Source organism: Rhodobacter sp. TJ_12 (assembly GCF_020023995.1).
Taxonomy (GTDB): Bacteria; Pseudomonadota; Alphaproteobacteria; order Rhodobacterales; family Rhodobacteraceae; genus Rhodobacter.
Genome location: NZ_NRRD01000026.1, coordinates 26,178 through 46,759, shown reverse-complemented (window position 1 = coordinate 46,759; position 20,582 = coordinate 26,178). Strand labels below are relative to the sequence as shown.

At 62.3% G+C, this 20,582-nt stretch carries 14 protein-coding genes and 1 tRNA gene; 8 read left to right on the top strand and 7 right to left on the bottom strand.

Going from position 1 to position 20,582, the window contains the following annotated elements; genetic code table 11:
- Positions 1 to 130 precede the first annotated feature (130 nt).
- Positions 131 to 220: transfer RNA gene (locus CKO11_RS15390), tRNA-Ser, on the top strand.
- Positions 221 to 260: 40 nt separating this feature from the next.
- A complete protein-coding gene (locus CKO11_RS15385) occupies positions 261 to 1,565 on the top strand; it encodes a tyrosine-type recombinase/integrase (RefSeq protein WP_223640717.1) in 1,305 nt (434 codons plus the stop codon).
- On the opposite strand, the gene CKO11_RS15380 is transcribed toward CKO11_RS15385, so the two are convergent.
- Positions 1,508 to 1,969 (bottom strand): ParB N-terminal domain-containing protein, encoded by a 462-nt coding sequence (locus CKO11_RS15380; RefSeq protein WP_223640715.1) that lies wholly within the window; start codon positions 1,967 to 1,969, stop codon positions 1,508 to 1,510. The two genes, CKO11_RS15385 and CKO11_RS15380, sit on opposite strands and share 58 nt — an antisense overlap.
- Positions 1,970 to 2,894: 925 nt before the next feature.
- Here CKO11_RS15380 and CKO11_RS15375 point away from each other — a divergent pair.
- The 3 genes from CKO11_RS15375 to CKO11_RS15365 all read left to right on the top strand — a co-directional run bounded on the left by CKO11_RS15375 (position 2,895) and on the right by CKO11_RS15365 (position 6,861).
- Positions 2,895 to 5,552 carry a hypothetical protein gene (locus tag CKO11_RS15375; RefSeq protein ID WP_223640713.1) on the top strand — a complete coding sequence of 886 codons (2,658 nt, stop codon included), beginning with the start codon at positions 2,895 to 2,897 and terminating at the stop codon, positions 5,550 to 5,552.
- Positions 5,549 to 6,058 (top strand): hypothetical protein, encoded by a 510-nt coding sequence (locus tag CKO11_RS15370; protein WP_223640711.1) that lies wholly within the window; start codon positions 5,549 to 5,551, stop codon positions 6,056 to 6,058. Before CKO11_RS15375 ends, CKO11_RS15370 begins: the two co-directional genes overlap by 4 nt.
- A 380-nt stretch (positions 6,059 to 6,438) precedes the next feature.
- Entirely contained in the window at positions 6,439 to 6,861 is a 423-nt protein-coding gene (locus CKO11_RS15365) for a hypothetical protein (RefSeq protein ID WP_223640709.1), read from the top strand.
- Between the two features lie 209 nt (positions 6,862 to 7,070).
- Here the strand turns inward: CKO11_RS15365 and CKO11_RS15360 are convergent, their stop codons facing one another.
- The 6 genes from CKO11_RS15360 to CKO11_RS15335 form a co-directional block, all read right to left on the bottom strand.
- Positions 7,071 to 9,134, bottom strand: coding sequence for a methyl-accepting chemotaxis protein (locus CKO11_RS15360; protein ID WP_223640706.1), 2,064 nt, complete (start codon positions 9,132 to 9,134; stop codon positions 7,071 to 7,073).
- 581 nt (positions 9,135 to 9,715) lie between these two features.
- Entirely contained in the window at positions 9,716 to 11,110 is a 1,395-nt protein-coding gene (gene lpdA / locus CKO11_RS15355) for a dihydrolipoyl dehydrogenase (RefSeq protein ID WP_223640704.1), read from the bottom strand.
- Positions 11,111 to 11,231: 121 nt separating this feature from the next.
- Positions 11,232 to 11,795 (bottom strand): DUF924 family protein, encoded by a 564-nt coding sequence (locus CKO11_RS15350; protein WP_223640702.1) that lies wholly within the window; start codon positions 11,793 to 11,795, stop codon positions 11,232 to 11,234.
- A 147-nt stretch (positions 11,796 to 11,942) separates the two neighbouring features.
- On the bottom strand, positions 11,943 to 13,331 hold the full coding sequence (locus CKO11_RS15345) for an MFS transporter (protein WP_223640700.1): 1,389 nt from the start codon (positions 13,329 to 13,331) through the stop codon (positions 11,943 to 11,945).
- A 59-nt stretch (positions 13,332 to 13,390) separates the two neighbouring features.
- A complete protein-coding gene (queA, locus tag CKO11_RS15340) occupies positions 13,391 to 14,458 on the bottom strand; it encodes a tRNA preQ1(34) S-adenosylmethionine ribosyltransferase-isomerase QueA (protein ID WP_223640698.1) in 1,068 nt (355 codons plus the stop codon).
- 7 nt (positions 14,459 to 14,465) lie between these two features.
- Positions 14,466 to 17,807: an AsmA-like C-terminal region-containing protein gene (locus CKO11_RS15335; protein ID WP_223640696.1), complete on the bottom strand. Its 3,342-nt coding sequence runs from the start codon at positions 17,805 to 17,807 to the stop codon at positions 14,466 to 14,468.
- A 94-nt stretch (positions 17,808 to 17,901) separates the two neighbouring features.
- Here CKO11_RS15335 and CKO11_RS15330 point away from each other — a divergent pair, with 94 nt between their 5' ends.
- The 3 genes from CKO11_RS15330 (at position 17,902) to CKO11_RS15320 (ending at position 20,463) form a co-directional block, all read left to right on the top strand.
- On the top strand, positions 17,902 to 18,378 hold the full coding sequence (locus CKO11_RS15330) for a peroxiredoxin (RefSeq protein WP_223640694.1): 477 nt from the start codon (positions 17,902 to 17,904) through the stop codon (positions 18,376 to 18,378).
- 233 nt (positions 18,379 to 18,611) lie between these two features.
- Positions 18,612 to 19,928 carry a M23 family metallopeptidase gene (locus tag CKO11_RS15325; RefSeq protein ID WP_223640692.1) on the top strand — a complete coding sequence of 439 codons (1,317 nt, stop codon included), beginning with the start codon at positions 18,612 to 18,614 and terminating at the stop codon, positions 19,926 to 19,928.
- Entirely contained in the window at positions 19,918 to 20,463 is a 546-nt protein-coding gene (locus tag CKO11_RS15320; protein WP_223640689.1) for a polymer-forming cytoskeletal protein, read from the top strand. Before CKO11_RS15325 ends, CKO11_RS15320 begins: the two co-directional genes overlap by 11 nt.
- Positions 20,464 to 20,582 lie beyond the last annotated feature (119 nt).

Genomic DNA, 20,582 nt, shown 5'->3' with positions numbered 1-20,582 from the left:
CCCCCGGCGGCACGAAGTTTTACCCCACCTCCCCGCCCGCATTTCGGCACCGTGTCAAAAAACTTCAAAAAACCGGTTGCAAGCCCCGAAAGGTCAGGATAAATCCCCGCCTCAAGAAGACCCCTGACGCGGAGAGGTGGCAGAGTGGTCGAATGCGGCGGTCTCGAAAACCGTTGTCGGTGTGAGCCGACCCAGGGTTCGAATCCCTGTCTCTCCGCCACTTCCTCTAAATCGTTGAAATGAAAACGTTTTCAGGAAAGATGTCCGAAGGCTCGTTGTCCAAACCAGACAACAAGAAGGCCCTGAAAGAGGACATGCGCTACCTCAAGCAACCCCGTGGCCCCGGCACGAGCTGGGTGTTCAAGATGGATACGCCGCCCGAGTTGATTGGGCTTCCGAACCCTTGGGATGGCAAACCGTTTCGCAAGGCGATCACCAGAGGGCTAGGCACCCGCCGCCTCACAGACGCCCGCAAGCTGCGTGACATCGCGCTGGGCGACATCCGCAGGCTTCAGGATGGATTGCGCGACAACGACGTGTTCACGCTGACCTCTGCGCTGGAATGGCGCGAAATGGTGAAAGCCGCTCGCCAAGAAGCCATCGAAGAAGGCGATCCCTTCAACGTGGGGGTTGAGTTCATCCTGCACGACAAACTGGAAGACGCCGCCAAGCGCAACGCCGTCCCACCAGAGGAGTTGAAGCGTTTCGCCCGCGTGGCGACCGGGACAGGCTTCCCGCTTGATCACGCCCATGCGCAATATGTCGAAGCGCGGCGCGAGGGAAACCCCTATGGCTATGCGCCGCTGAAGCGCACCACGGTGATGAACCTCGACACGGCGATTAAGCACCTCCGTGCATTCCTCAAGGATGACGCGAAGACCGCTTGTCTGGAGGATGTGTCGCCCGAGGATGCGCGGCGTTTCCGCGATGTCTACCTCCCCTCCGTTCGCAGTCACCGCAGCCCAGAGGGCCTTTCCGCAAAGACCATTGAGAAGAACACCACCCTCCTCAAACAGTTGTGGGTTTGGGCCCTTGAAAGCGGCCACTTGGACAAGGACACAGCCAACCCTTGGGAGTTCACCAGAGGGCTGCGCCGAACCAAGAACCGGGGCGAGCAGAGGCGTGAGGACTATCAGCCAAGCGAATGCGCCGCGTTGCTGAGGGCCACGACACGCGGCAGCAAGGAAGGCGATCTGATCCGCCTCGCTATCGCTACAGGCTGTCGCGCCGATGAAATCGCCACCATCACCACAGATCAAGCCCGCAAGGACGGCTCAGGCTTCTACATCGCTGAAGGCAAGACCAAGAACGCCCGCCGCTTCATTCCCGTTGTGGGTGAGGCTCAGGCGCTCCTGCAAGCCCGCATCGCAGCGCATGGTGCATCCGGCAGAGTATTCCCCGAATGGCCCATCAGACGCGCTTCAGGGAAGGCTGCGGCTGTGTCTCAGTGGTTCACACGCTTCCGCCGCAAGGTGCTGGGCAAGCAAACCGATGACCGCCTCGCCCTTCACTCCACTCGCCACACATGGCGCACGGTTGCCTCGGCCAACTCCTTCTTGCTGTAGCTGAAGCCGTCATTCTCCTGCTCCTCGCAGGTCAATCGCCAAGCAGCATCGGCTCGTTCCTTGGGCGACATCGGCAGGCGGGCCTTGGTGTTCTCGCGCAGCGCGATCAGCTTCACCTGATGCAGCGGCCCCTCATGGCGCAGCACATTGATCGGGCCAGACCACTCAAGGCGGGTGTAGGCTTCAAAGCGGTGATGCCCATCGAGGACGTAAAGCTTGCCATCATTGGGGTCTTGCCACACGTCAAGCGGGCCAACGTCGCGGCCTTGCTGAAGTGCCTTCTGCAGCTCATCCGCGTGATAGCGATCAAGCTCGACATCACGGAACTGGAAGTCCTCGGGGCGGATATTCAACTCGCCCAGCGTCACCTGCATGGGCGTCGGGATAGTGGTTGTATTGGTCATGTTGCGGTCCAACGCTTTCCTTGTTTGTGGAATTGGCTGGTCCGAAACTGTGCAAGATGCATCCCCTGTAGCTGCACACCCTTGCTACCCGCATCAGCTTCTCACGGGGCTTTCCAAGGGCTTCGCTACGGCTTCTTCGCCTCCCCGTCACCTCCCCCACAAACAAGCAAGGACAAGGCTGCAGACAAGCTGCTGCTACCGGGTGAAGGGGTGCCTCAGGGACGCACAGGAGCGTCCCCAAGGGCTTGAGCGCGATGGACCAGCAGAACACACCAAACCACCGTTCTCGCCCTCAGCGGCCAACTGAGCGCCCCGGTGGCGGGTATTCTGATGGTGACCCCTAGAATCATTCTAAGATGGATCGCATGACTTGAATGATCTCCTGCCAGATCGTGGCATCAGGGATGCTGCCGGACCTGTGGCCCAGCAAACGCTTGAGCAATGCCGCTCCGTCAGCTATCGTGTTGTCCGCAAGTGACAACCTGCAAAACGGACAACATCAGATCGAATTTCCGTTTTTAATCAATGGTATAGGGAATTTGGCGAAGTGTCCCTGTCTCTCCGCCACTCACCCTTCTTAAATCAATAAAACCAAGCTCTTGTGGGGCAAGGCGTCAAACTTTCAGGGCCGGTTTGACCACGTTTCTGCGCGCGTAAATCTTTTCTGCGCGGGCCGCCCTGCCACCGCCCATCTCGCCCGGTCAGCGTCAGCACTTTATCGCATGACCGCGCCTTGCTGCCGGGGAAAGGGAAACCGGTGGGACCGCACGGGCCTCTTTCAGAGGGGGCAGCGCCGAATCGGCGCAAGGCCCGCAAAACCACACCCCAAAATGGCGCCCGTCACATCTTTTCCACCTGAAGTTGTGCAAGCTTTGCGTGGCGGTCCGGTTCGGCCCCGCTGAGGGAAACGCTTGGGAGACGTGAAGTGCACTTGGACGCCGCCGGATCATCAAAGCCCTTCGAAACCGCAATTGCGCTCGTTGACGATATCAACGCGGTCGTCAGCACCTTGAACGCCCCCAGTCTGGAACATCCGCTGTCCGATGTGATCGACCTTCTCGGCGATCTGATCGATGTGCTGGGGCTCGTCCCCTATATCGATGACGCTTGGGATCTGATCGACGTCGCCAGCAATGTGATCAGCGGGCTGCTGGATGCGATCACGGCATTCACCGAGGTGATCCCCGGGCTGGATGTCGTGATGGATGTCTTGGACGGGATCGTGAACTTCATTGACGGGCTGGAGGACACCGTCGACGGCGCGCTGGACGCCATCGTTGCCGTCGTCAACGATGCCCTGCCGATCTTGAAGGATATCCATACCGGGCTGTCGGATGTGCAGCATCTGATCCAAGACATGGCGACCGAATTGCCCGCGCTGGTCAACACGATGAAAATCCTGCAAGCGCTGGCAGAGATCGTCGAGGCGATCGCGCCGATCTTCAAGGAGCTTGCCGATGGATCGACCGTTGTGCAGCGGCTTGAGACGGTGCTGAGCGCCTATGAGGCCGTGGACGCCGAGATATCCAAGGCGACGGCGCCGCTTAAGGACGCCTTTGACGACGTTCAATCGGTGCTTGCGGTGCTGGGCGATGTCGCCAAAGAGATGGCCTCTTTCGGCGACGGTGCTTTCGCGATCATTGAAGGCGATCTCAAATGGGTCGCTGACAAGGTGGCCGGGGCCGAGCAAAGCGCAAAGAGCATCGCTGAATCTCTGGCCCCCGTCCGGTGGATCCTTCATGTTGCCAAATCGGTGATGGAAAAGGTCATCAAGCCGATCCTCAAGAAGATCGAGGACATCACCGGCATAGGTGCGCTGGAACAAGCCCTTGTCGATGAAATCAAAAAGAAGCTGGGCATCGCGGCGATCGAGTCGTTTAACGACGCCAACGGCACCGGCAGTTCGAAAAAGACCGACACCTTCGGGGACAATCAGGGCGCGGCGGGCAGCAGCAATGCGAACGCGATGAAGGATCTTTGGGGCGAGGTGGGCACGGCGCTCAAAGACTATAAACGCGGAGACAAGGGATCTGCCGTTGAAGCCGCGGTCGAGGCGCTGATAAATGCGCTGACGGGCGGCAAGATCGATCTGGAAGCGATGCCGCCGGTGATCCAAAAGAAGACCGTCGATCTTTACATCCCCGAGGTTACCCAATGGCCTGCCAAGGCCGAGCTTGTGGCACGCGCTGCGCAATTGCGCTCTGGCGCGACGGCCAAGGCCCGGCGTCCGCTGCATGTCTCTGCCCTGCTCGCCGCGGCAAACACCGATCCCACCGCACAGGCCCAAGGCGTGGTGCAGATTGCGCAGGTTTTGACGGACGATCTGAACGACGCAGGCAAGCCGCTCACCGATCTGACCGCCGCAGCCGCGGCAACGATTTCGGCCATGACGACCGCCGCCCCCAGCATCGCCCCGGCGACAAGCGTTTTGAGCCAGATCTCATCTTATACGGCGGCGCCCCCGCGCGCCCGGGTCGAGATCGGCGCTTTGGCGACAATCGCCACCTCCATCAACGATGTCGTCTCGCGGCTGATCCAACTTTATCCAAGCGAAACCAAGACCTTGGCCGATGTGGCACCGGCCATCCAAGATCTGACGACCCAATTGACGACCCTTGCCGCGACCGAGACCAAAATCGCAAAAGTGCTGACGGGCGCCGATGCGCAGGTGATCAAGACCCTATCGCAGATCAATCCAATCGCCCAATTGCCCACCCATGCCAATGCAATCTCTGCGGTCGCGGCAAGCGGCGCGACGGTTGCGCAGCTTATGTCGATGCTGCAAGCGCTGAACGCCGCATTGGGGCATGCCCACACCTCTGAAATCGCGCAGCTTCAATCCATCGTCGAACAGGGCGCGGTTGCTGAAACGGCCAAGCTGAGCGATCTTGCCCAGCAGGTAACCGAGATCGATCAATCGCTAAAATCGATCGAGACGACGGGCAACGATGTGCTGGCCTTTTATCAAGGCATCGCGCAATGGGGGGCGCCGGTCTCCGAACAATGGCAGCCGATGCTGCTTGATGCGGCCAAATACGCCAAGGCGATCGATTCAATTCTGACGCCGCTCAGCTATCTTTTGCAGCTTGGCGGCTGTGCCAAGCCGCAAAATGACGAGCTGGGCAGCATCGCAGACACGATCCGCAAAGACGCAATGGAAGCGGCCGCCTTCATACGGGATGGCGCGATCACGCTGATGCAAGACATCTTGGAGGCGCTGCCCAAAATTCTGCAAGACGTGACAACCGATGCATTGCACCTGCCGCAGATGGAAGCACTGATCACGCAGGCCAATGCGGCTTTGGCCGACGACCTCAACACTTTGGTCAGCGCCACCGCCAAGATCCAGACGGCACTGAGCACCATCGCGGACGGGACGCAGCCGCTCCAAACCTATTCTTGGACGTACACGGACAAAGACGGAAACGATCACACGATCAAGATTTCAAACGCCTTCTTCTCGGACGAGGCGGCCAAGACGTTCGGCACATTGGCGACCAATATGATCCAAGAAGCCGTCAAAAAAGGGGTGCCGCTGCCCGATGCTTCACCAATCGTTCAGAAATGGAGGAATGCGCAATGAATGATATGTCCGCAAAAGACTTCCCGCCGCTGCTGGTCCTAAGCGCAGATGAAGCCGCCGACAGCGCCGTGGCGACGCCATCGGTCGAGAATTTGAGGGCTTTGGCCTGGGCGCTTTATACCAGCGGCACGATGATGGAGACGGTCAAGGGCGGCCTTGCAAAGGCGCATCTGGGCCAGACCGCGATCACCGCAATTGACGCGGTGATCGACAGCTATGTTGATCTGGTCAACCCGGCGAACACGTTCCTGGCCCAATATGTCAACGCGGTGCAAACCGGCAAATGGCCGCCGGTCGACATTCCGTTGCCGCCCCCCATCGATCCAAAAGCAACAACCCTCAAGCAATTGATTAATGACATCGAGGGGGCCGTGAATACGGCGATCGTCAAATTCCAAGACACGAAATATGGGGCGGAGGTAAGCAATGCGCTGAAGGCCCTTGAAGACGGGCTGAAGAACATCGTCGACACGCTCCAGGAGTATTATCCCAACCTTCTGAAATAGCGGCGCGCCAGACCGACATGATCGGCATGGACCCCACCCGCAGTCCGGGTGGGGTTATGCGTCCCCAAGGACCGGCAGGCCATCGCCTCCGGTTGCCGGTCCCGCGCGAGGAAATCGAGCTGGGCGTGTGACTTAGGATGGGAAGCGCTCGTTCGCCGCGCCTTGTGCGAAGGTCCGGGAGGGGCCGAGCATACTGCCGCGCGGGCCTCGAGAAAGGCCTGCGGCGTTGCAGCAAGGCTAAAGTGACGAATGCTTCACGGATAGTGAACGACTGCTTCAACCAATATCACCACGGATGGGCGATCATGTCGCCAAGTCGAAGGCAGAGAGCTTGTTGTTATCCCATTGCGATTCTTGTGTGGCTCTGTTTTGGTATCCGAATGAAACATTTCACCTCTGTGTGCCTCGCTGTAGCAACATCAATGATTGTGTCTGTGGCAGTTGCAGAGCCCGTTGATTTGACAGGCCTCACCTGTTTGCAGCAACGTGGAGGTGGGCCAGTCACGTGGGATTTCTACGGAGATGTAGCCATTCGCGAGTACGCGGCAGGTGATGGTAAGCCGGTACGTTTCGAGCGTATCGGAGAAGGCGCATACCAACGCATCCGAAATTCTGATGGGGAAATCTCTTCATATTGGTACTTCTTTGACGAAGGTAACGGTGTCCACATCAGGATTTTTGCATCCCCCGGTATGGTCGCAGAAGAAGAGAATCGCGCCGCACCTTGGCAAAGAGCAACCATGCCGTTTTTCGCGGAATGCGTGCCTCTATGGGAACGAAATGAGCCGCCCGTTGCGCAGTAGGCGGCTTTAAATCCAAGGTAATGATCTCCAAAGCGGACACTCGTCGGCAGGGAGGGAATGTCATCAAAGTCCGCACTGCCGACTTCCACCCGCGAAAAATGCTGCGCGATGACCGAATGGCCGCTTAGGAGACGTGCGGTGCCGCATCGAGGGGCGCTTCGAACGGGAAGACTGGGCCGCACGCCCCCGCGCCGCACCTATTTCCGCGCTCACACGGCCTGCGCTTGCGGCGCTTGACTGGTCTCCCCAAGATCGAAACGGGCGATGGCGCGCGACAGGCTCTGCGCCGCCCCCAACAGATCGCGGCCCGAATGCGCCGTGCGCTCGACCCCTTCGGCACTTTTCTGCGTTGCCAGATCAAGCACCTCGGTCGCGGCGGTCACTTCGGCGATGCTGGCGGATTGCTCGCGGCTGACTTGCGCCAATTCCAGCACATTGGCGGCGATGGCATCGATCACCTTGACCGCCGCCTCCAGACCGCGATCCGCCGCGCTGACCAAAGTTTCGCCCTCTGTCACCTTCGTGCGCCCCTCGACGATCAAGGCGTTGATCTCGGCGGCGGCCGATGTCGTGCGTTGCGCCAGATCGCGCACTTCCGAGGCCACCACGGCAAAGCCGCGCCCCGCCGCCCCGGCCCGCGCGGCCTCGACCCCCGCATTCAGAGCCAATAGATTGGTCTGGAACGAAATATCGTCGATGACCGAGATGATGCGCGCAATCGCCTCTGACGAGGCCGAAATCCGCCCCATCGCGGCAACCACGCTGTTGACGGTGGCCTGCGCGGCTTGCACATCGGACCGCATCGCCTCTGTACGCTGCGCGGTTTCGGCCGCGCGCTCTGCGCCCGTGCGTGACGCCCCTGCCAGTTCCGTCATCGCTGCGGCGGTTTCTTCGAGCGAGGCTGCCGCGCGGCTTGATTGTGCCGCCATCGCCGCGGCTTCCGCATCAAGATCGCTGGCGGTGGCCAGAATGCCGCCGGTGTTGTCGCGGATCGTGTCAACAAGCTCTGCCAAGCCGGTCAGCGCGGCGTTAAAATTGGTCCGAAGCGCTTCGTATTGCGGCGGGAATGCCTGATGGATCAGGGCCGTCAGATCGCCCGCGGCCAAGCGTTGCAGCCCGGTCTGAAGCGCCGCGACAACCGCTTGTTGCTCTGCCATTTGCGCGGCCCGCTCGGCTGAAATTGCCTCTTCGCGCCGCTTGCGGTCCATCTCGGCGGCGCGCTCAGCCGCAGCAAGTGCCTCGCGCCGCTCTGCCTCGGCGCGTTCGGCAGCACGCTCCCGCGCGATCCGGTCCAATTGCGCCGCCTCGCGCTCCGCCGCGGCCTGTCGCGCCGCCTCGGCCAGACGGTCGTTTTGCTCCAGATTGTCGCGAAACACCCGCAAAGCCTCTTGCATCTCGCCGATCTCGCCGTATCTGCGCCGCATATCGTCAAGCACGCTGCGCTCCCCTGCGGCAAGGCTGCGCGTGCGCTTGGCAAGACCGCGCAACGGCGCCACAAGAATGGCCTGAAGCGACAGCACAACCAGCACCAAGGCCACCCCGGCCACGGCCAACAGCAGCGTGAACTGCCGGTTCGTCCGCCCTGCCTTGGTGTCAAGTTGGTGGATATCGCCCTCGACATCATCCAGAACGGTCAGCCCGCGCCGCGTGGCCTCAGTGGTGATCGTTTGGGTCGTGGCCAGCGCTTGCGACGACAGCGCCTGCGCCTTGGCAGTTGCGCGCAAAACCCTCAGCCGCAGCGCGACAAGCCCCTGTTCGGGATCGGTCAGCGCAAGCAACCGATCGCGCCCCTTTGAATTGGTTTTGGGCACCGATGTCGCAACACTTTTGGCCACCCAAGCAAATTTCCGCGCCCGCGGCGCAAAGGCTTCCGGGTCGGTTTCCGTCAAGATGCGGATGATCTCGCTGCGCAAGCGGATCACATCCTTGGGATTATAAACATTGAACCCGGTCACGACCGTGGCCAGAACCGCGTCAATATCCTTTAGCGCCTGCCGCACCTGCGCCTCGGCGGTCATGCGCGTCTCGATGGCCTGCGCAAGCGCGTCAAGGTTGCCGCGCAGATTGGCAAAAAGGCCCGAAAGCTCTGCCAAGGCGGCGCCGGTCATCGCGCCAGAAAAGGTTTCGATGCGCTGAGCCAGGGCGGCATTGGCGGCGCTGACCTCGGCTTGATCCGCGGCCTGAAGCAGCCGTGCGAACCCTTGCGGAAGCTCGGAAATCTGCGCCACCAGCGCGCTTGTGCGGCGCAGCTCCGGCACGCGCTCTTGGTCCATCGCCTGCGTGCTGGCGCGAAAGCCGGCAAACCCCTGATGTGAGGTCCACCCCAAGACAGAGAGCAGCAAAGCGAAGAGCAGAGCACAAAGCCCTATTTGAACACCAATCTTGCCAAGAACAGTTCGAATCGCGGTCATGCGCCACCTTTTTCTAGCGATTGCGCGACAATCTCAGAGCAACGGGTTTCTCAAAACTGAACAACCTGGGGTTGTCATGAAAGCTTCACACGAGCGGCCCTGCCCGACAGGTCCGGCAACCTGCATGGCTGCACGAGCGTGGCCGCGAAGCCCCCTGCCGCGGCGCACAAAACTGCAACAACCATTTGATAATTATAGATTTAGTGTATCGCCGCAAAGGCTGACGGCGCCGTGCTCAGCGCAGAAGGGGACCGGCGGTCACGCCTGCCGGACCCCAGAGAATGCGGCGCGCCGCGATGGGGCAAATGGCCTTCCGCACCGGCGCGCGTCAATCTGCCCCAGCCGCGCCCCTTGGCCGGGGGCAGGTTCGACATCCGCAAAGGACTGGACCCTTTTGGGCCGCGCGTCGGTCGCGCGCAGCCACGGGGCTTTGTGCGCGCCGCTTACATGTGCAGCGCGCGACCATAGGCGTCGAGCACCGATTCATGCATCATTTCGCTCAGCGTCGGATGCGGGAAGACGGTGTGCATCAGATCTTCCTCGGTGGTCTCAAGCGTGCGGCCGATCACATAGCCTTGGATCATCTCGGTCACTTCCGCGCCCACCATATGCGCGCCCAAAAGCTCGCCGGTTTTCGCGTCAAAGACGGTTTTCACCATCCCCTCGGCCTCGCCCAAAGCGATCGCCTTGCCATTGCCGATGAAGGGGAAGCGGCCCACCTTCACCTCATAGCCCGCCTCTTTCGCCTTGGCTTCGGTCATGCCAACGCTCGCCACCTGCGGGTGGCAATAGGTGCAGCCCGCAATCGAGCCCGGCTTGATCGGATGGGCATGTTTTCCCGCGATCAGCTCGGCCACCATCACGCCTTCATGGCTGGCCTTATGCGCCAACCACGGCGCACCGGCGATATCGCCAATTGCATACAGGCCCTCGATCCCGGTGCGGCAGAATTCATCCACCACCACATGGGTGCGGTCGATCTTCACGCCAAGCGCTTCAAGCCCCAGCCCTTCGACATTGCCGACGATCCCCACAGCCGAGATCACCGTGTCAAACTCCGCCGTGGTCACGCCCTTGGCGTCTTCCAGATGCGCGGTGACCTTGCCCTTGCCGCGATCAAGCTGTTTGACCGTGGTTTTTTCAAGGATCTTCATGCCTTGCTTGACGAATTGCTTTTTCGCAAAAGCAGAGATTTCGGCATCTTCCACCGGCAGCACACGGTCCATTACCTCAACCACCGTGGTATCGGCACCCAGCGTGTTGAAGAAGCTGGCAAATTCAATGCCAATCGCGCCCGAGCCAATGACCAGCAGTTTCTTCGGCATCCGCTTGGCGACCAGCGCATGTTTGTAAGACCACACCAGATCGCCATCGGCCTCCAGCCCCGGCAATTGCCGCGCACGCGCGCCGGTGGCCAGCACGATATTCTTCGCGGTGATTTCTTCGGTGCCCTTGTCGGTCTTGACCGAAACCACGCCTTTGCGCGGCACGCTCGCCTCGCCCATCAGCACGGTGATCTTGTTTTTCTTCATCAGATGGCCGATGCCGCCCGAAAGCTGCTTGGCCACCGCGCGGCTACGCGCCACCACGGCAGCAAGGTCAAAACCGATCTTGTCGGCGCTCAGACCAAATTCCTTGGCGCGGTGCATCAGGTGGAACACTTCGGCGCTGCGCAACAGCGCCTTGGTGGGGATGCAGCCCCAGTTCAAACAGATGCCGCCAAGGTGTTCACGCTCCACAATGGCGACCTTCAGCCCCAGTTGCGCGCCCCGGATCGCGGCCACGTAACCGCCGGGACCGGCACCGATGACGATCATGTCAAAGCTTTTCGCGGCCATGGGACCCTCCATTCCAAGATGGTTTGGCATTAAACTATTTTGCGCTGCGCTTCAAGAAGTCGCACCCCCTAAATGCAAAACGCGCCCCAAGCGGAGCGCGTTCCAAACCATTTTCCGGCAATCAGCGCCCCTGAGAGGCCAGCATCCGCTCATAGCCCCCCGCCCAAAGGAAGGCGGCTTCCTCATCCGAGGAATAACGCCCCACCAATTCGTTGCGCCACGGGAACCGGCCAAACCGCGCGATCACCGCGTGATGCGCCTTGGCATGTTGCAGATGTTCGTCGGGCATCCGCTCTTCGGCCAGCCGCACGCCCTTTTCCTGATCGGCCAGATTTTCCGAATGCATGAAAGGCACATAGAAGAACTGGCGCAGCGGGTCTTCGATCTGCAGGTCGAAGCCCTGCTCAATCGCCGCTTCGGCCACTTTGCGCGCCTTGGCATCGGTGGCAAAGGCTTGGCGCGAGCCGCGGAACATGTTGCGCGGCAATTGATCGAGCAAAATCACCAGCGCCAAAGCACCAACCGGCGTTTGCGCCCAATCATCGCAACCGCCCGCCTGTGCCTTTTGCCACAGGGCCGAGTAGCGCGCCAAAATCTGTTCATCCAGCTCCGGCGTCGATTCATACCAGCGTTCGGCACCCACTTCGTCGTGCCAAAACGCGATCAGATCCTTGATCGCTTCCATAGATGGACCCCCATTGGGTTGCGGACGGCTTTTTCAGCCTGCCCGAGTGACGTCAAAGCGCAAGTCTTGCCGGGGATGCCCGACGCGCCGTGACCGATAAAATTCAAATGCTGTGTAACCTTTGTGCAAAGGCACAAGGTTACGCGGCTATTTTTCCGAACCTTCGGCGTCCTTTTCCGACGCCGCCGCCTCGGGTGCCGTGACGGCATCTTTGCTGTCGGCCTCCATATCGGCGGTGGTGTCGCCCTCGTCAAGCGTGCCCTCGGGGGCGGTTTCGGGGTCGATTGCCGCAGCCCCGTCCTCTTCCGTGTCGGTGCCCGCTTCAAGCACGGCGTCAACCGCAAAGGCCGTTGCGCCGGGCGACACGACCGCATAGGCCGCCGGGAATTCCCCCTGACGATCCGGTGCACGGACGATCCGCCAAAGTGCGTAAAGCCCGATCAAGATCATCAAGATACCAAGATAAAGGAAGAACCCCCCCGGTCCCAGCGTTTCCATCAGCCAGCCGGTGGCCGGCGGGCCGGTAATGGCGCCCACCCCGTTGACGAACAGCAATCCCGCCGAGGCGGCGGCCATGTCCGAGGTGTCGAGATAGTCGTTCGTATAGGCCAGCAAAAGCGCGTAAAGCGGGTTCGCAGACGCGCCGATCACCGCCACCAGCGCCAGTTGCACCCAGAAATTCGGCGCCAGCAGAAAGGCCGCCAGCATCGCCACGGCGCCAACGCCCGCCACGTTCAAGATCAGCATCCGCCGATCCATCCGATCCGACAGCCAGCCAATCGGGAATTGCGCGACAAGCCCGCCCAGATAGATCGCCCCCACGAAAAGCGAAATCTGTGTCACCGTCAGCCCGACTTGCGAGCCCCAGACCGACACCATCGAGAACAGCGCCGCAAAGACGCCGCCCATCAAGAAGATGCCCACCACCCCCAAGGGCGAGGTTTTGTAAAGCTGGCGCAGGCTAAGCCTTCGCACCTCGGCAAAGGCGGGCGCAGGCGTGGCCGACAGCAAGATCGGCGTAAAGGCCAGCGACACCAGCACCGAGGGAATGACAAACAGCAGATAGCCCGCCGGATCGGCGACGTTCATCAGCGCCTGCCCCGAGATGATGCCCAGCATCTGCACGACCATATAGGCCGATAGCGCCTGCCCGCGCAGTTCATTTTGCGTCGAGGCATTCACCCAGCTTTCGGCGGTGATATAAACGCCCGAAAACGAAAAGCCGATCAGCACGCGCATCAGCGTCCAGGCGATCCAGTTCGGATAGGCGGCGTAAAGGATCAACACCGCAGAAATCAGCGAGCCAAGCGCCGCAAAGACCCGCACATGCCCCACCCGGCGGATCATCAGCGGCGTCAATTGCGAGCCCAGCAAGAAGCCCGCGAAATAGGCCGACATGACGACCGACATCTGATAGGTGCCGATCGACTCGATCGCGCCGCGGATCCCCAACAGCGTGCCTTGCATCCCGTTGCCGACCATTAGCAGCATCACACCAAGGAAAAGGGGCCATGTGGTGCGCAAAACGCTCAGCATAAGAGACTCGCTTGGGAAGAGTGGAAGAAGGGTCAGGATAGGTGCCGCAGGCCTCCGCGTCACCCCCTGATCCGACCTTTTGGTATCAGAAGCGACGCATCCCCGTAAGAGAAGAACCGATACCCTTGCGTCACCGCATAGGCATAAATCGCGCGGATCTGCTCTTGCCCCATCAGCGCCGACACCAGCATCAACAGCGTGGATTTCGGCAGATGGAAATTGGTCATCAAGGCATCGGCGATGCGGAAGCGATAGCCCGGATAAATGAAAATATCCGTGGTGCCACGAAACGGCGCAATGGCGCCGGTGGCCTGCGCGGCGCTTTCAATCAACCGCAGCGCAGTGGTGCCGACCGGAATGACCCGCCCGCCTGCCGCCTTGGTGGCGGCGATTTCCGCCGCCGCCTGCGCCGAGACCTCGCCCCATTCGGCATGCATCTTGTGGGTGGTCACATCCTCCACCTTCACCGGCAAAAAGGTGCCCGCGCCGACATGCAGCGTCACCTCTGTGAAGGCCACGCCTTTTTCGCGCAGCTTTTCAAGAAGTTCCGGGGTGAAGTGCAGGCTGGCCGTGGGCGCGGCCACCGCCCCCGAATGGCGCGCGAAGACGGTTTGATAATCGGTCTTGTCGGCGGCATCGGGCGCGCGCAGTGCCGCGATATAGGGCGGCAAGGGCATCGCCCCCGCCTCGGCCAGGGCAGCATCGAAATCGGCGCCGGTGCAATTAAAGGCGATCTGCATCTGCCCCTCGGCAATCGCGGTGACCTGTGCCGACAGCCGCTCCGAAAAGGTGATCTCTTCGCCTTCTTTAAGCTTACGCAAGGGTTTGGCGAGCGCATGCCAGCCACCGCCCGGGGCGGGTTCCAAAAGCGTCACCTCGATCTTCGCGACCGCAACCCCCTGCCCCGTCGCCCGCGCGCGCTGACCCGTCAGCCGTGCCGGGATCACCTTGGTATTGTTCAGCACCAGCCGATCCCCCGCCCCCAACAGATCGGGCAAATCGGCCACGGTCAGATCGCGGATCGCCTCGTCCTCGGCCAGCAAAAGACGCGCAGCGGTGCGCGGCCGCGCGGGGCGCGTGGCAATCAGCCCCTCGGGCAGGTCAAAGTCGAAATCGTCAAGTTTCATTGCGGTCTCATTCGGTGACGAGCTTGGGGGGCGGACGGCGGAAAATCTCGCGAAACATCCCCGGCGTAAAGATCGAAAGCGGATTAAGCGAAATGCGCGGCGCCTCGGCTGTGCCCTCCAACCGATAGGTGAAGCCAAAAAGCCCCTCGCCCTTGCGCGCGAAAATCTGGCCCACCGCATTGACGATGTAAAACGGCGTGACCACGCCCTCCATGTCCAGCGCCTTGGTGTCGGGATAATAGGCACCGGTCATCGTCACCCCCATCGAGGCACCGATCGCCTCGCCGCTGCGCACCGAGACCCCCTGCGGGGTGATGCGAAACGCCCCCGTCACATCCGAAAACAGGATGCCCTCGCCATTCAGCTGTTCCAAAAGTCCGATCACCGAGGCCGCCGACAGCATTGAGGCCAGCACCGGCGCATCGCGCACTTTCAGATTGGCGATGCGCAGCGCCCCGTCATAGCTTTTCGCGGCCAAAGGGGTCAGGGTCAACTCAAGCAGCCCACCGCGCGCCTTGGAGAAAATGCCCGCTGCCTCCAGAATCGCCCCACCATCGTTCGAGGTGATGCGCACTGCCGCACGCCCTTCTTGCGGGATCACCGCGCCTTGCAATTGCGGCCCGCCATTCAGCCGCCCCGCGAAATTGCCCGAAAAGCCGCCGCGTGTGGTGAATTTGCCCGAAAGCCCGGTCAGCGCGATGCCATCGGTAACCGTGACCCGGTCCAACTGTGCGGTGATGCGCCCGCCTGTGCCGCGCCCCGCGCCCGTGCGCCCAGGACCGCCGCCGGGAAGGCTGCGCAGATCCAGCCGCCCGCCCGTCACAGCGACATCGGGGGCGCGGCCCGCGCCGCGCGAAATCAGCTCTGCCGCGCCTTCGAACCAGCGCCCAATCTTAAGAGTGTCGAACCGCGCCCGCTGAAACCCGCCGGCCGCCAGCACCACCTTGCCCGCCGCGCTTAGCCCCGGGGCCGAGGCGCTGAGCCGTTCGACCGTGGGCACCGCGCCCAAACGCCCCTCAAGCGCCAGCCGCCCCTCGGTGCTGGCCGCCTTGGACCAGCTAATCTCGGGGATCGAGAGCCGCAGACCTTTCAGGTCGGTTTTGAAACTGTAGCGGGGCGGCTCGCCCTTGCGCAGCGCGATATCCAGATGCCCCCACCCCTCGCCCTGCACCGCGCCTTTGGGCAGCGCGATCTTAAGATGCGACAACCCCTCGGGGGTGATTTCGACAAAGCCATCGATGTCGGAACTGCCGCGATGCTCTGGCCCGAAGCGCTGCGTCCAGCGGCCTTGGAACGGCACAATATCGAAATGCCCCGCCCCCGCGACCGTCATCCCGGCGCGATCCGCCACCAGCCGAAACAGCGGCGCGGTGATCACATGCCCCGGCACCAAGCTTTCCGAGCGCACATCGGTCAGCCGCGCGCGCACGTCGAAATCTACATCCTCTGCCGCGATTTTCTTGACCAACAAAAAGCGCAAATCGGTGCGGGCCTCGGCCCAGCCTTGGGCAATATCGGTGCTGCGCCCGGCCTTGGACAAAAAGCGAAACGGTTCTTCGTCCAGAAGCGACAGCGCGGCGGGGATCGGTGAGCGGGTGACCAGACGCACCTCGGCCGCGGCAGGTTTGGCGCGAATGTCAGGCACGGTCATCACCGAATCCGCCACCTCGATCCCGCCGCCCGAAGGGGCTTGCAACCGGCCTTCTTCGACCATCAGCGTGTGCTGGTTTTCGGTGATCCCGGCAAAGCCGCGCCCCTCGCGCACCGGCGGCAGGGTGCGCAAAACCTTCACCTCGGCGCCCCGGAATTCATAGCCCAGTTCCACCCGCGGCTCGATCCCCGGCGCAATCCGCACCGCCGCGCGCACATTGCGCAATTGCCCGGTGGCGACGTTTTTTTCAAGCCAATCGCGGGTTTGCGGCACCAGCGCCTTGGGCCACAGCGCCAACAAATCATCCGAGGTGATTTCCCCCACCGCCGTATCAAACGACACGCGCCAGCCCTCGGCCCCGGCAGACACCTGTCCGCGCCCCGCGATCCGGCGCGCGCCCTCGACCAGTTGCACCTGCCCCAGATCGATGCGGAAGGGCGAAAGTTGCAACCGCAAATCGAGCGCCCCGTAAGAGATGCGCGCAGGCCGTTCAAACAGCCCCTCCGGGTCAGAGGCAATGTCATGCAAGGCCACCTGCACCAGCGCCGCGCCCGGCAGGCCATTGACCACATCGCGCAACAAAACCTGTCCCGTGGCACCCAACCGCAAAGCGCGGCTTTGCAGATCAAGCCGGTCGATCTGCACGCGCTGCGCGCCCGGATCGTAGCGCAGCCGCAAATCGGCCCCGTCAAAGGCCACGGGCTGCGCCCCCTCGACCGGCTGCAAGGCGCCCGCGCCAATGCGCAAGGTGGCATCAAGCCGTTCCAAATCGCCGGTTTCGGTGATGCCCGACTGGATCGTGCCCGAAATCGGCGCCTCCAAAAGCCCCAGCACCGCCAAAGCGGGGCTTTGCACCGCCAGATCGGCGGCGGGCACATCGGTCACCGCCGCGCCAAAAGCCGCGCGCGGCGAAAATTTCGCGGTGGAGGCGGTCAGCGCCACCTGCGCGGGCAGCCGGTTGCGTTCGCCCACGTCAAAGCCCAGCGTCAGCGCGATATCTTCGGCGGTCTGGCGCAGCCGGAACCGGCCTTGCGACACCTCCCAGACCCGGCCCAGCCGCGCATCCACAAGCCGGATATGCAAATCCTCGGCGGTAATTTCATCAACTGGTGCCAAAAGCGGCGTGTCGAAAAACGCCTCGATGCTTTCGGTCAGCTTGTTGGGGTCGGTCAGATCAAGGCCCGCCAGCGCGCCCTCTTCGGCCTCGGGCAGTGCTAGATCAAGGCTGCCATCGATGCGACGATAAAGCGCCACCCGCGCCCCGCCAATGCGCAGGCTTTTGGGCGCAACCAGCCCCGAAAGAAGCGCGCCCAGATGAAACCGCGCATCCAGTTCCGGCAGCACCGCAATCGGCAGGCCCGAGGGCTGATCGATCTTGACCATCTTCAGCCGCACCTCGGGCACGAACCCCTCGGCCACCACCAAAGACGCGCCGCCAAGCGTCAGCCCAACGCGCCCGGCCAGCGCCTTATTCGCCTGTGTCTCGACCTTGGCGACCAAGCTTTGCGGCACCGCCACCGGCATGTGGCTCAGCGCCAGAAAGGCAAGCCCCGCCAAAAGCGCCAGCACCGGCAGGCTCAGCACCAGCCAGATACCGATGCGCCGCCGCGGTCGCGCAGGCAGACCGGGCTGCGCGGACCGCGCCGCATTCGACGGCGGCGCCGCCGTCTTGCCGGTTTGCTGCTCTTCTTCGCTCATGCCGTCCGCCGGTTTTTGCTTGGCTTTCGCGCCGCTTTGACGCCGCCCGGTTCTGCTCTAGCTTACTCCTGCCATCTGACAAGGAGGAACGCAAATGATCGCAGTCGGCGAAAACGCGCCGGATTTCACCCTGCCGCTGACCGAGGCCGAGGCAGAAACCGGGGAATTGACGCTCTCCAGCCTGCGCCCGCGCAAGGTGGTGCTGTATTTTTATCCCAAGGACGACACCCCCGGCTGCACCACCGAGGCGCTGGATTTCACCCGCCTTGGCCCCGATTTCGATGCCGCAGGCGCGGTGGTCGTGGGCATTTCCAAAGACGGCCCCAAGGCGCATGCGAAATTTTGCGCCAAGCACAGCCTTGGGGTGAAGCTGGTGTCGGATGAAACCGGCGCGACCTGCGAAGCCTATGGCACTTGGGTCGAAAAGAAGATGTATGGCAAAACCTCGATGGGCATTCAGCGCGCCACCTTCTTGATTGATGAAGCGGGCGTGGTGGCGCAGGTCTGGCCCAAAGTCTCGGTCAAGGGCCATGCCGAAACGGTGCTGGAGGCCGTGCGCGCCATGGGCTAAGCGCCCGGCGGGATCGAAGGAGGGCAGGAATGCCCCCTTCGGCCCCAAGATATGGTAGTTTTCGGCGGCTTCCTGCCCGCGCGCCGGCCCTGTGCCGGCCGTGTCGGGAAAACGGGTTGCAACGGTCTTGCCCGTCTTGTTAAGCGGGGCGCAGCCCCGTGTTTGGCAGATATTAACCAAACTGGTGACAAGATCGGGTGCATCTGATGCGCCCCAACAACAGGAAGACCGCCTTGCCCAGACGGATACTCGACCGCGCCAATACGGTGCTGGATAGATGGCTGCCCGAGCAGCGCCTGTTTTTAAAATCCGAAGACGCGACCCGTTTCGTGCGCCTGCGCCCGACGACGCAGGCGGTGACGCTGTTTGCGGCTGGAATGCTGTTTTTGTGGTCGGTGATCGCCACCTCTTTGCTGTTCATCGACGGCATTTCCTCGGGTGGGGCGCGCGAACAGGCGGCCATCGCCAAGGCACAGTTCGAAACCCGGCTCGACATTTTGGCGCGCCAGCGCGACCAACGCGCCGCCGAAGCCGTGGCGGCGCAAAACCGCTTTCAGCTGGCGCTGGAACAAGTCTCGCAGATGCAATCGCAGCTTCTGGCCTCGGAAGAGCGTCGGCGCGAGTTGGAAACCGGCATCGATGTGATTCAAGCCACGCTGCGCCGCACCATGGCCGAACGGGACGAGGCGCGCACGCAACTGGCCGCCGCCAAAGGCACGGGCGCGCAAAGTGCCGCAACACTCAGCGCGAAAATCGGCGATATGGGCGGCACGGTCGACCTTCTGGCCTCGGCGCTCACGCGCACCGCTTCGCAGCGCGACCGCGCCGCGCGCGATGCCGAAAGCGCCCGCCAAGAGGCCGATCAGGCCGTGCTGGAACGCCGCCTGATCGAAGAGCGCAATGACGAGATTTTCGACACGCTTGAAGGCGCGGTGCAAATCTCGATGGAGCCGCTCGACCGGATGTTCAAAAAGGCGGGCATGGACCCCGATGACATCATCGCGCAAATCCGGCGCGGCTATTCCGGCACCGGCGGGCCGCTTATTCCCGCGGCGATCTCGACCAAGGGCATGATCGACCCCGATGAAGATACTGCCCGCGCCGAGGGGATTTTGCGCCGCCTTGACGAGATGAACCTTTACCGGATCGCCATCGACAAGCTGCCCTTTGCGATGCCCTTGCGCGGCGGTTACCGCTTTACCTCGCCCTATGGCTACCGCTGGGGCCGACTGCATGCGGGCATCGATTTGGCCGGCCCTGTGGGCATGGATGTGCATGCCCCCGCCGATGGCGTTGTCACCGAAGCGGGCTGGGAAAACGGCTATGGCAATGTGATCAAACTGCGCCATGAATTTGGTGTATCCACCGTCTATGGGCATCTGTCCAAAATCCGCGTGAAGCGGGGGCAAAAAGTGTCGCGCGGCGAAGTGATCGGTGATACAGGCAATACCGGACGGTCCACCGGACCGCATCTGCACTATGAAATCCGGGTCGGCGGCGCCCCCGTCAACCCGATGACCTTCATCAAGGCGGCTCAGGATGTTTTCTAAAAGCAAGATCCACGAACCCGGCCCGAAAGCGGCCACCGATCCCGAGAAGAAGTCCGAGGCAGGCATGCCCTCCTCGAAGCCACTCGGCGATTTCGTGCCCTCTTCGGCGCCGCGCGCCAAGCCCGCCGCGTCGGTGCTGTCGGCGGATCTGACGGTCTCGGGCAATATCAAGACCACCGGCGATGTGCAGGTGGAAGGGATCGTCGAAGGCGATATCCGCGCGCATCTGTTGACCGTGGGCGAAAGCGCCACGATCAAGGGCGAGATCGTCGCCGATGACGTGGTGGTGCATGGTCGCGTTGTGGGCCGCGTGCGCGGCCTCAAGGTGCGCCTGACCTCGACCGCGCGGGTCGAGGGCGACATCATCCACAAGACCATCGCCATCGAATCGGGTGCGCATTTCGAGGGCTCGGTGCAGCGGCAAGATGACCCGCTGCAAGGCGCGAACGCCCCCAAGCTGATGGCACCGGAAACGCCCCCCGCAACCGGCGCCCCGGCCCCCAAAGCCCCGGCAAGCCCGCCTGCGGGCAAGTAAGCACGTTACAAGACAAACGGGTTCAAGGGCGGCTTCGGGCCGCCCTTTTGCATTGGCGCAAGAAGATAAAACGGCGGCGCGCGATTGATGCGGGCCCGGCAGGGGGCGCTGCCCCCCGC

What these genes read in the sequence shown, in the direction of transcription:
- CKO11_RS15385 (WP_223640717.1), top strand. Translation starts at nt 261, where the DNA reads ATGTCCGAAGGCTCGTTGTCCAAACCAGACAACAAGAAGGCCCTGAAA.
- CKO11_RS15380 (WP_223640715.1), bottom strand. Translation starts at nt 1,969, where the DNA reads ATGACCAATACAACCACTATCCCGACGCCCATGCAGGTGACGCTGGGC.
- CKO11_RS15370 (WP_223640711.1), top strand. Translation starts at nt 5,549, where the DNA reads ATGAATGATATGTCCGCAAAAGACTTCCCGCCGCTGCTGGTCCTAAGC.
- CKO11_RS15365 (WP_223640709.1), top strand. Translation starts at nt 6,439, where the DNA reads ATGAAACATTTCACCTCTGTGTGCCTCGCTGTAGCAACATCAATGATT.
- CKO11_RS15360 (WP_223640706.1), bottom strand. Translation starts at nt 9,134, where the DNA reads ATGGACCAAGAGCGCGTGCCGGAGCTGCGCCGCACAAGCGCGCTGGTG.
- lpdA (WP_223640704.1), bottom strand. Translation starts at nt 11,110, where the DNA reads ATGGCCGCGAAAAGCTTTGACATGATCGTCATCGGTGCCGGTCCCGGC.
- CKO11_RS15350 (WP_223640702.1), bottom strand. Translation starts at nt 11,795, where the DNA reads ATGGAAGCGATCAAGGATCTGATCGCGTTTTGGCACGACGAAGTGGGT.
- CKO11_RS15345 (WP_223640700.1), bottom strand. Translation starts at nt 13,331, where the DNA reads ATGCTGAGCGTTTTGCGCACCACATGGCCCCTTTTCCTTGGTGTGATG.
- queA (WP_223640698.1), bottom strand. Translation starts at nt 14,458, where the DNA reads ATGAAACTTGACGATTTCGACTTTGACCTGCCCGAGGGGCTGATTGCC.
- CKO11_RS15335 (WP_223640696.1), bottom strand. Translation starts at nt 17,807, where the DNA reads ATGAGCGAAGAAGAGCAGCAAACCGGCAAGACGGCGGCGCCGCCGTCG.
- CKO11_RS15330 (WP_223640694.1), top strand. Translation starts at nt 17,902, where the DNA reads ATGATCGCAGTCGGCGAAAACGCGCCGGATTTCACCCTGCCGCTGACC.
- CKO11_RS15320 (WP_223640689.1), top strand. Translation starts at nt 19,918, where the DNA reads ATGTTTTCTAAAAGCAAGATCCACGAACCCGGCCCGAAAGCGGCCACC.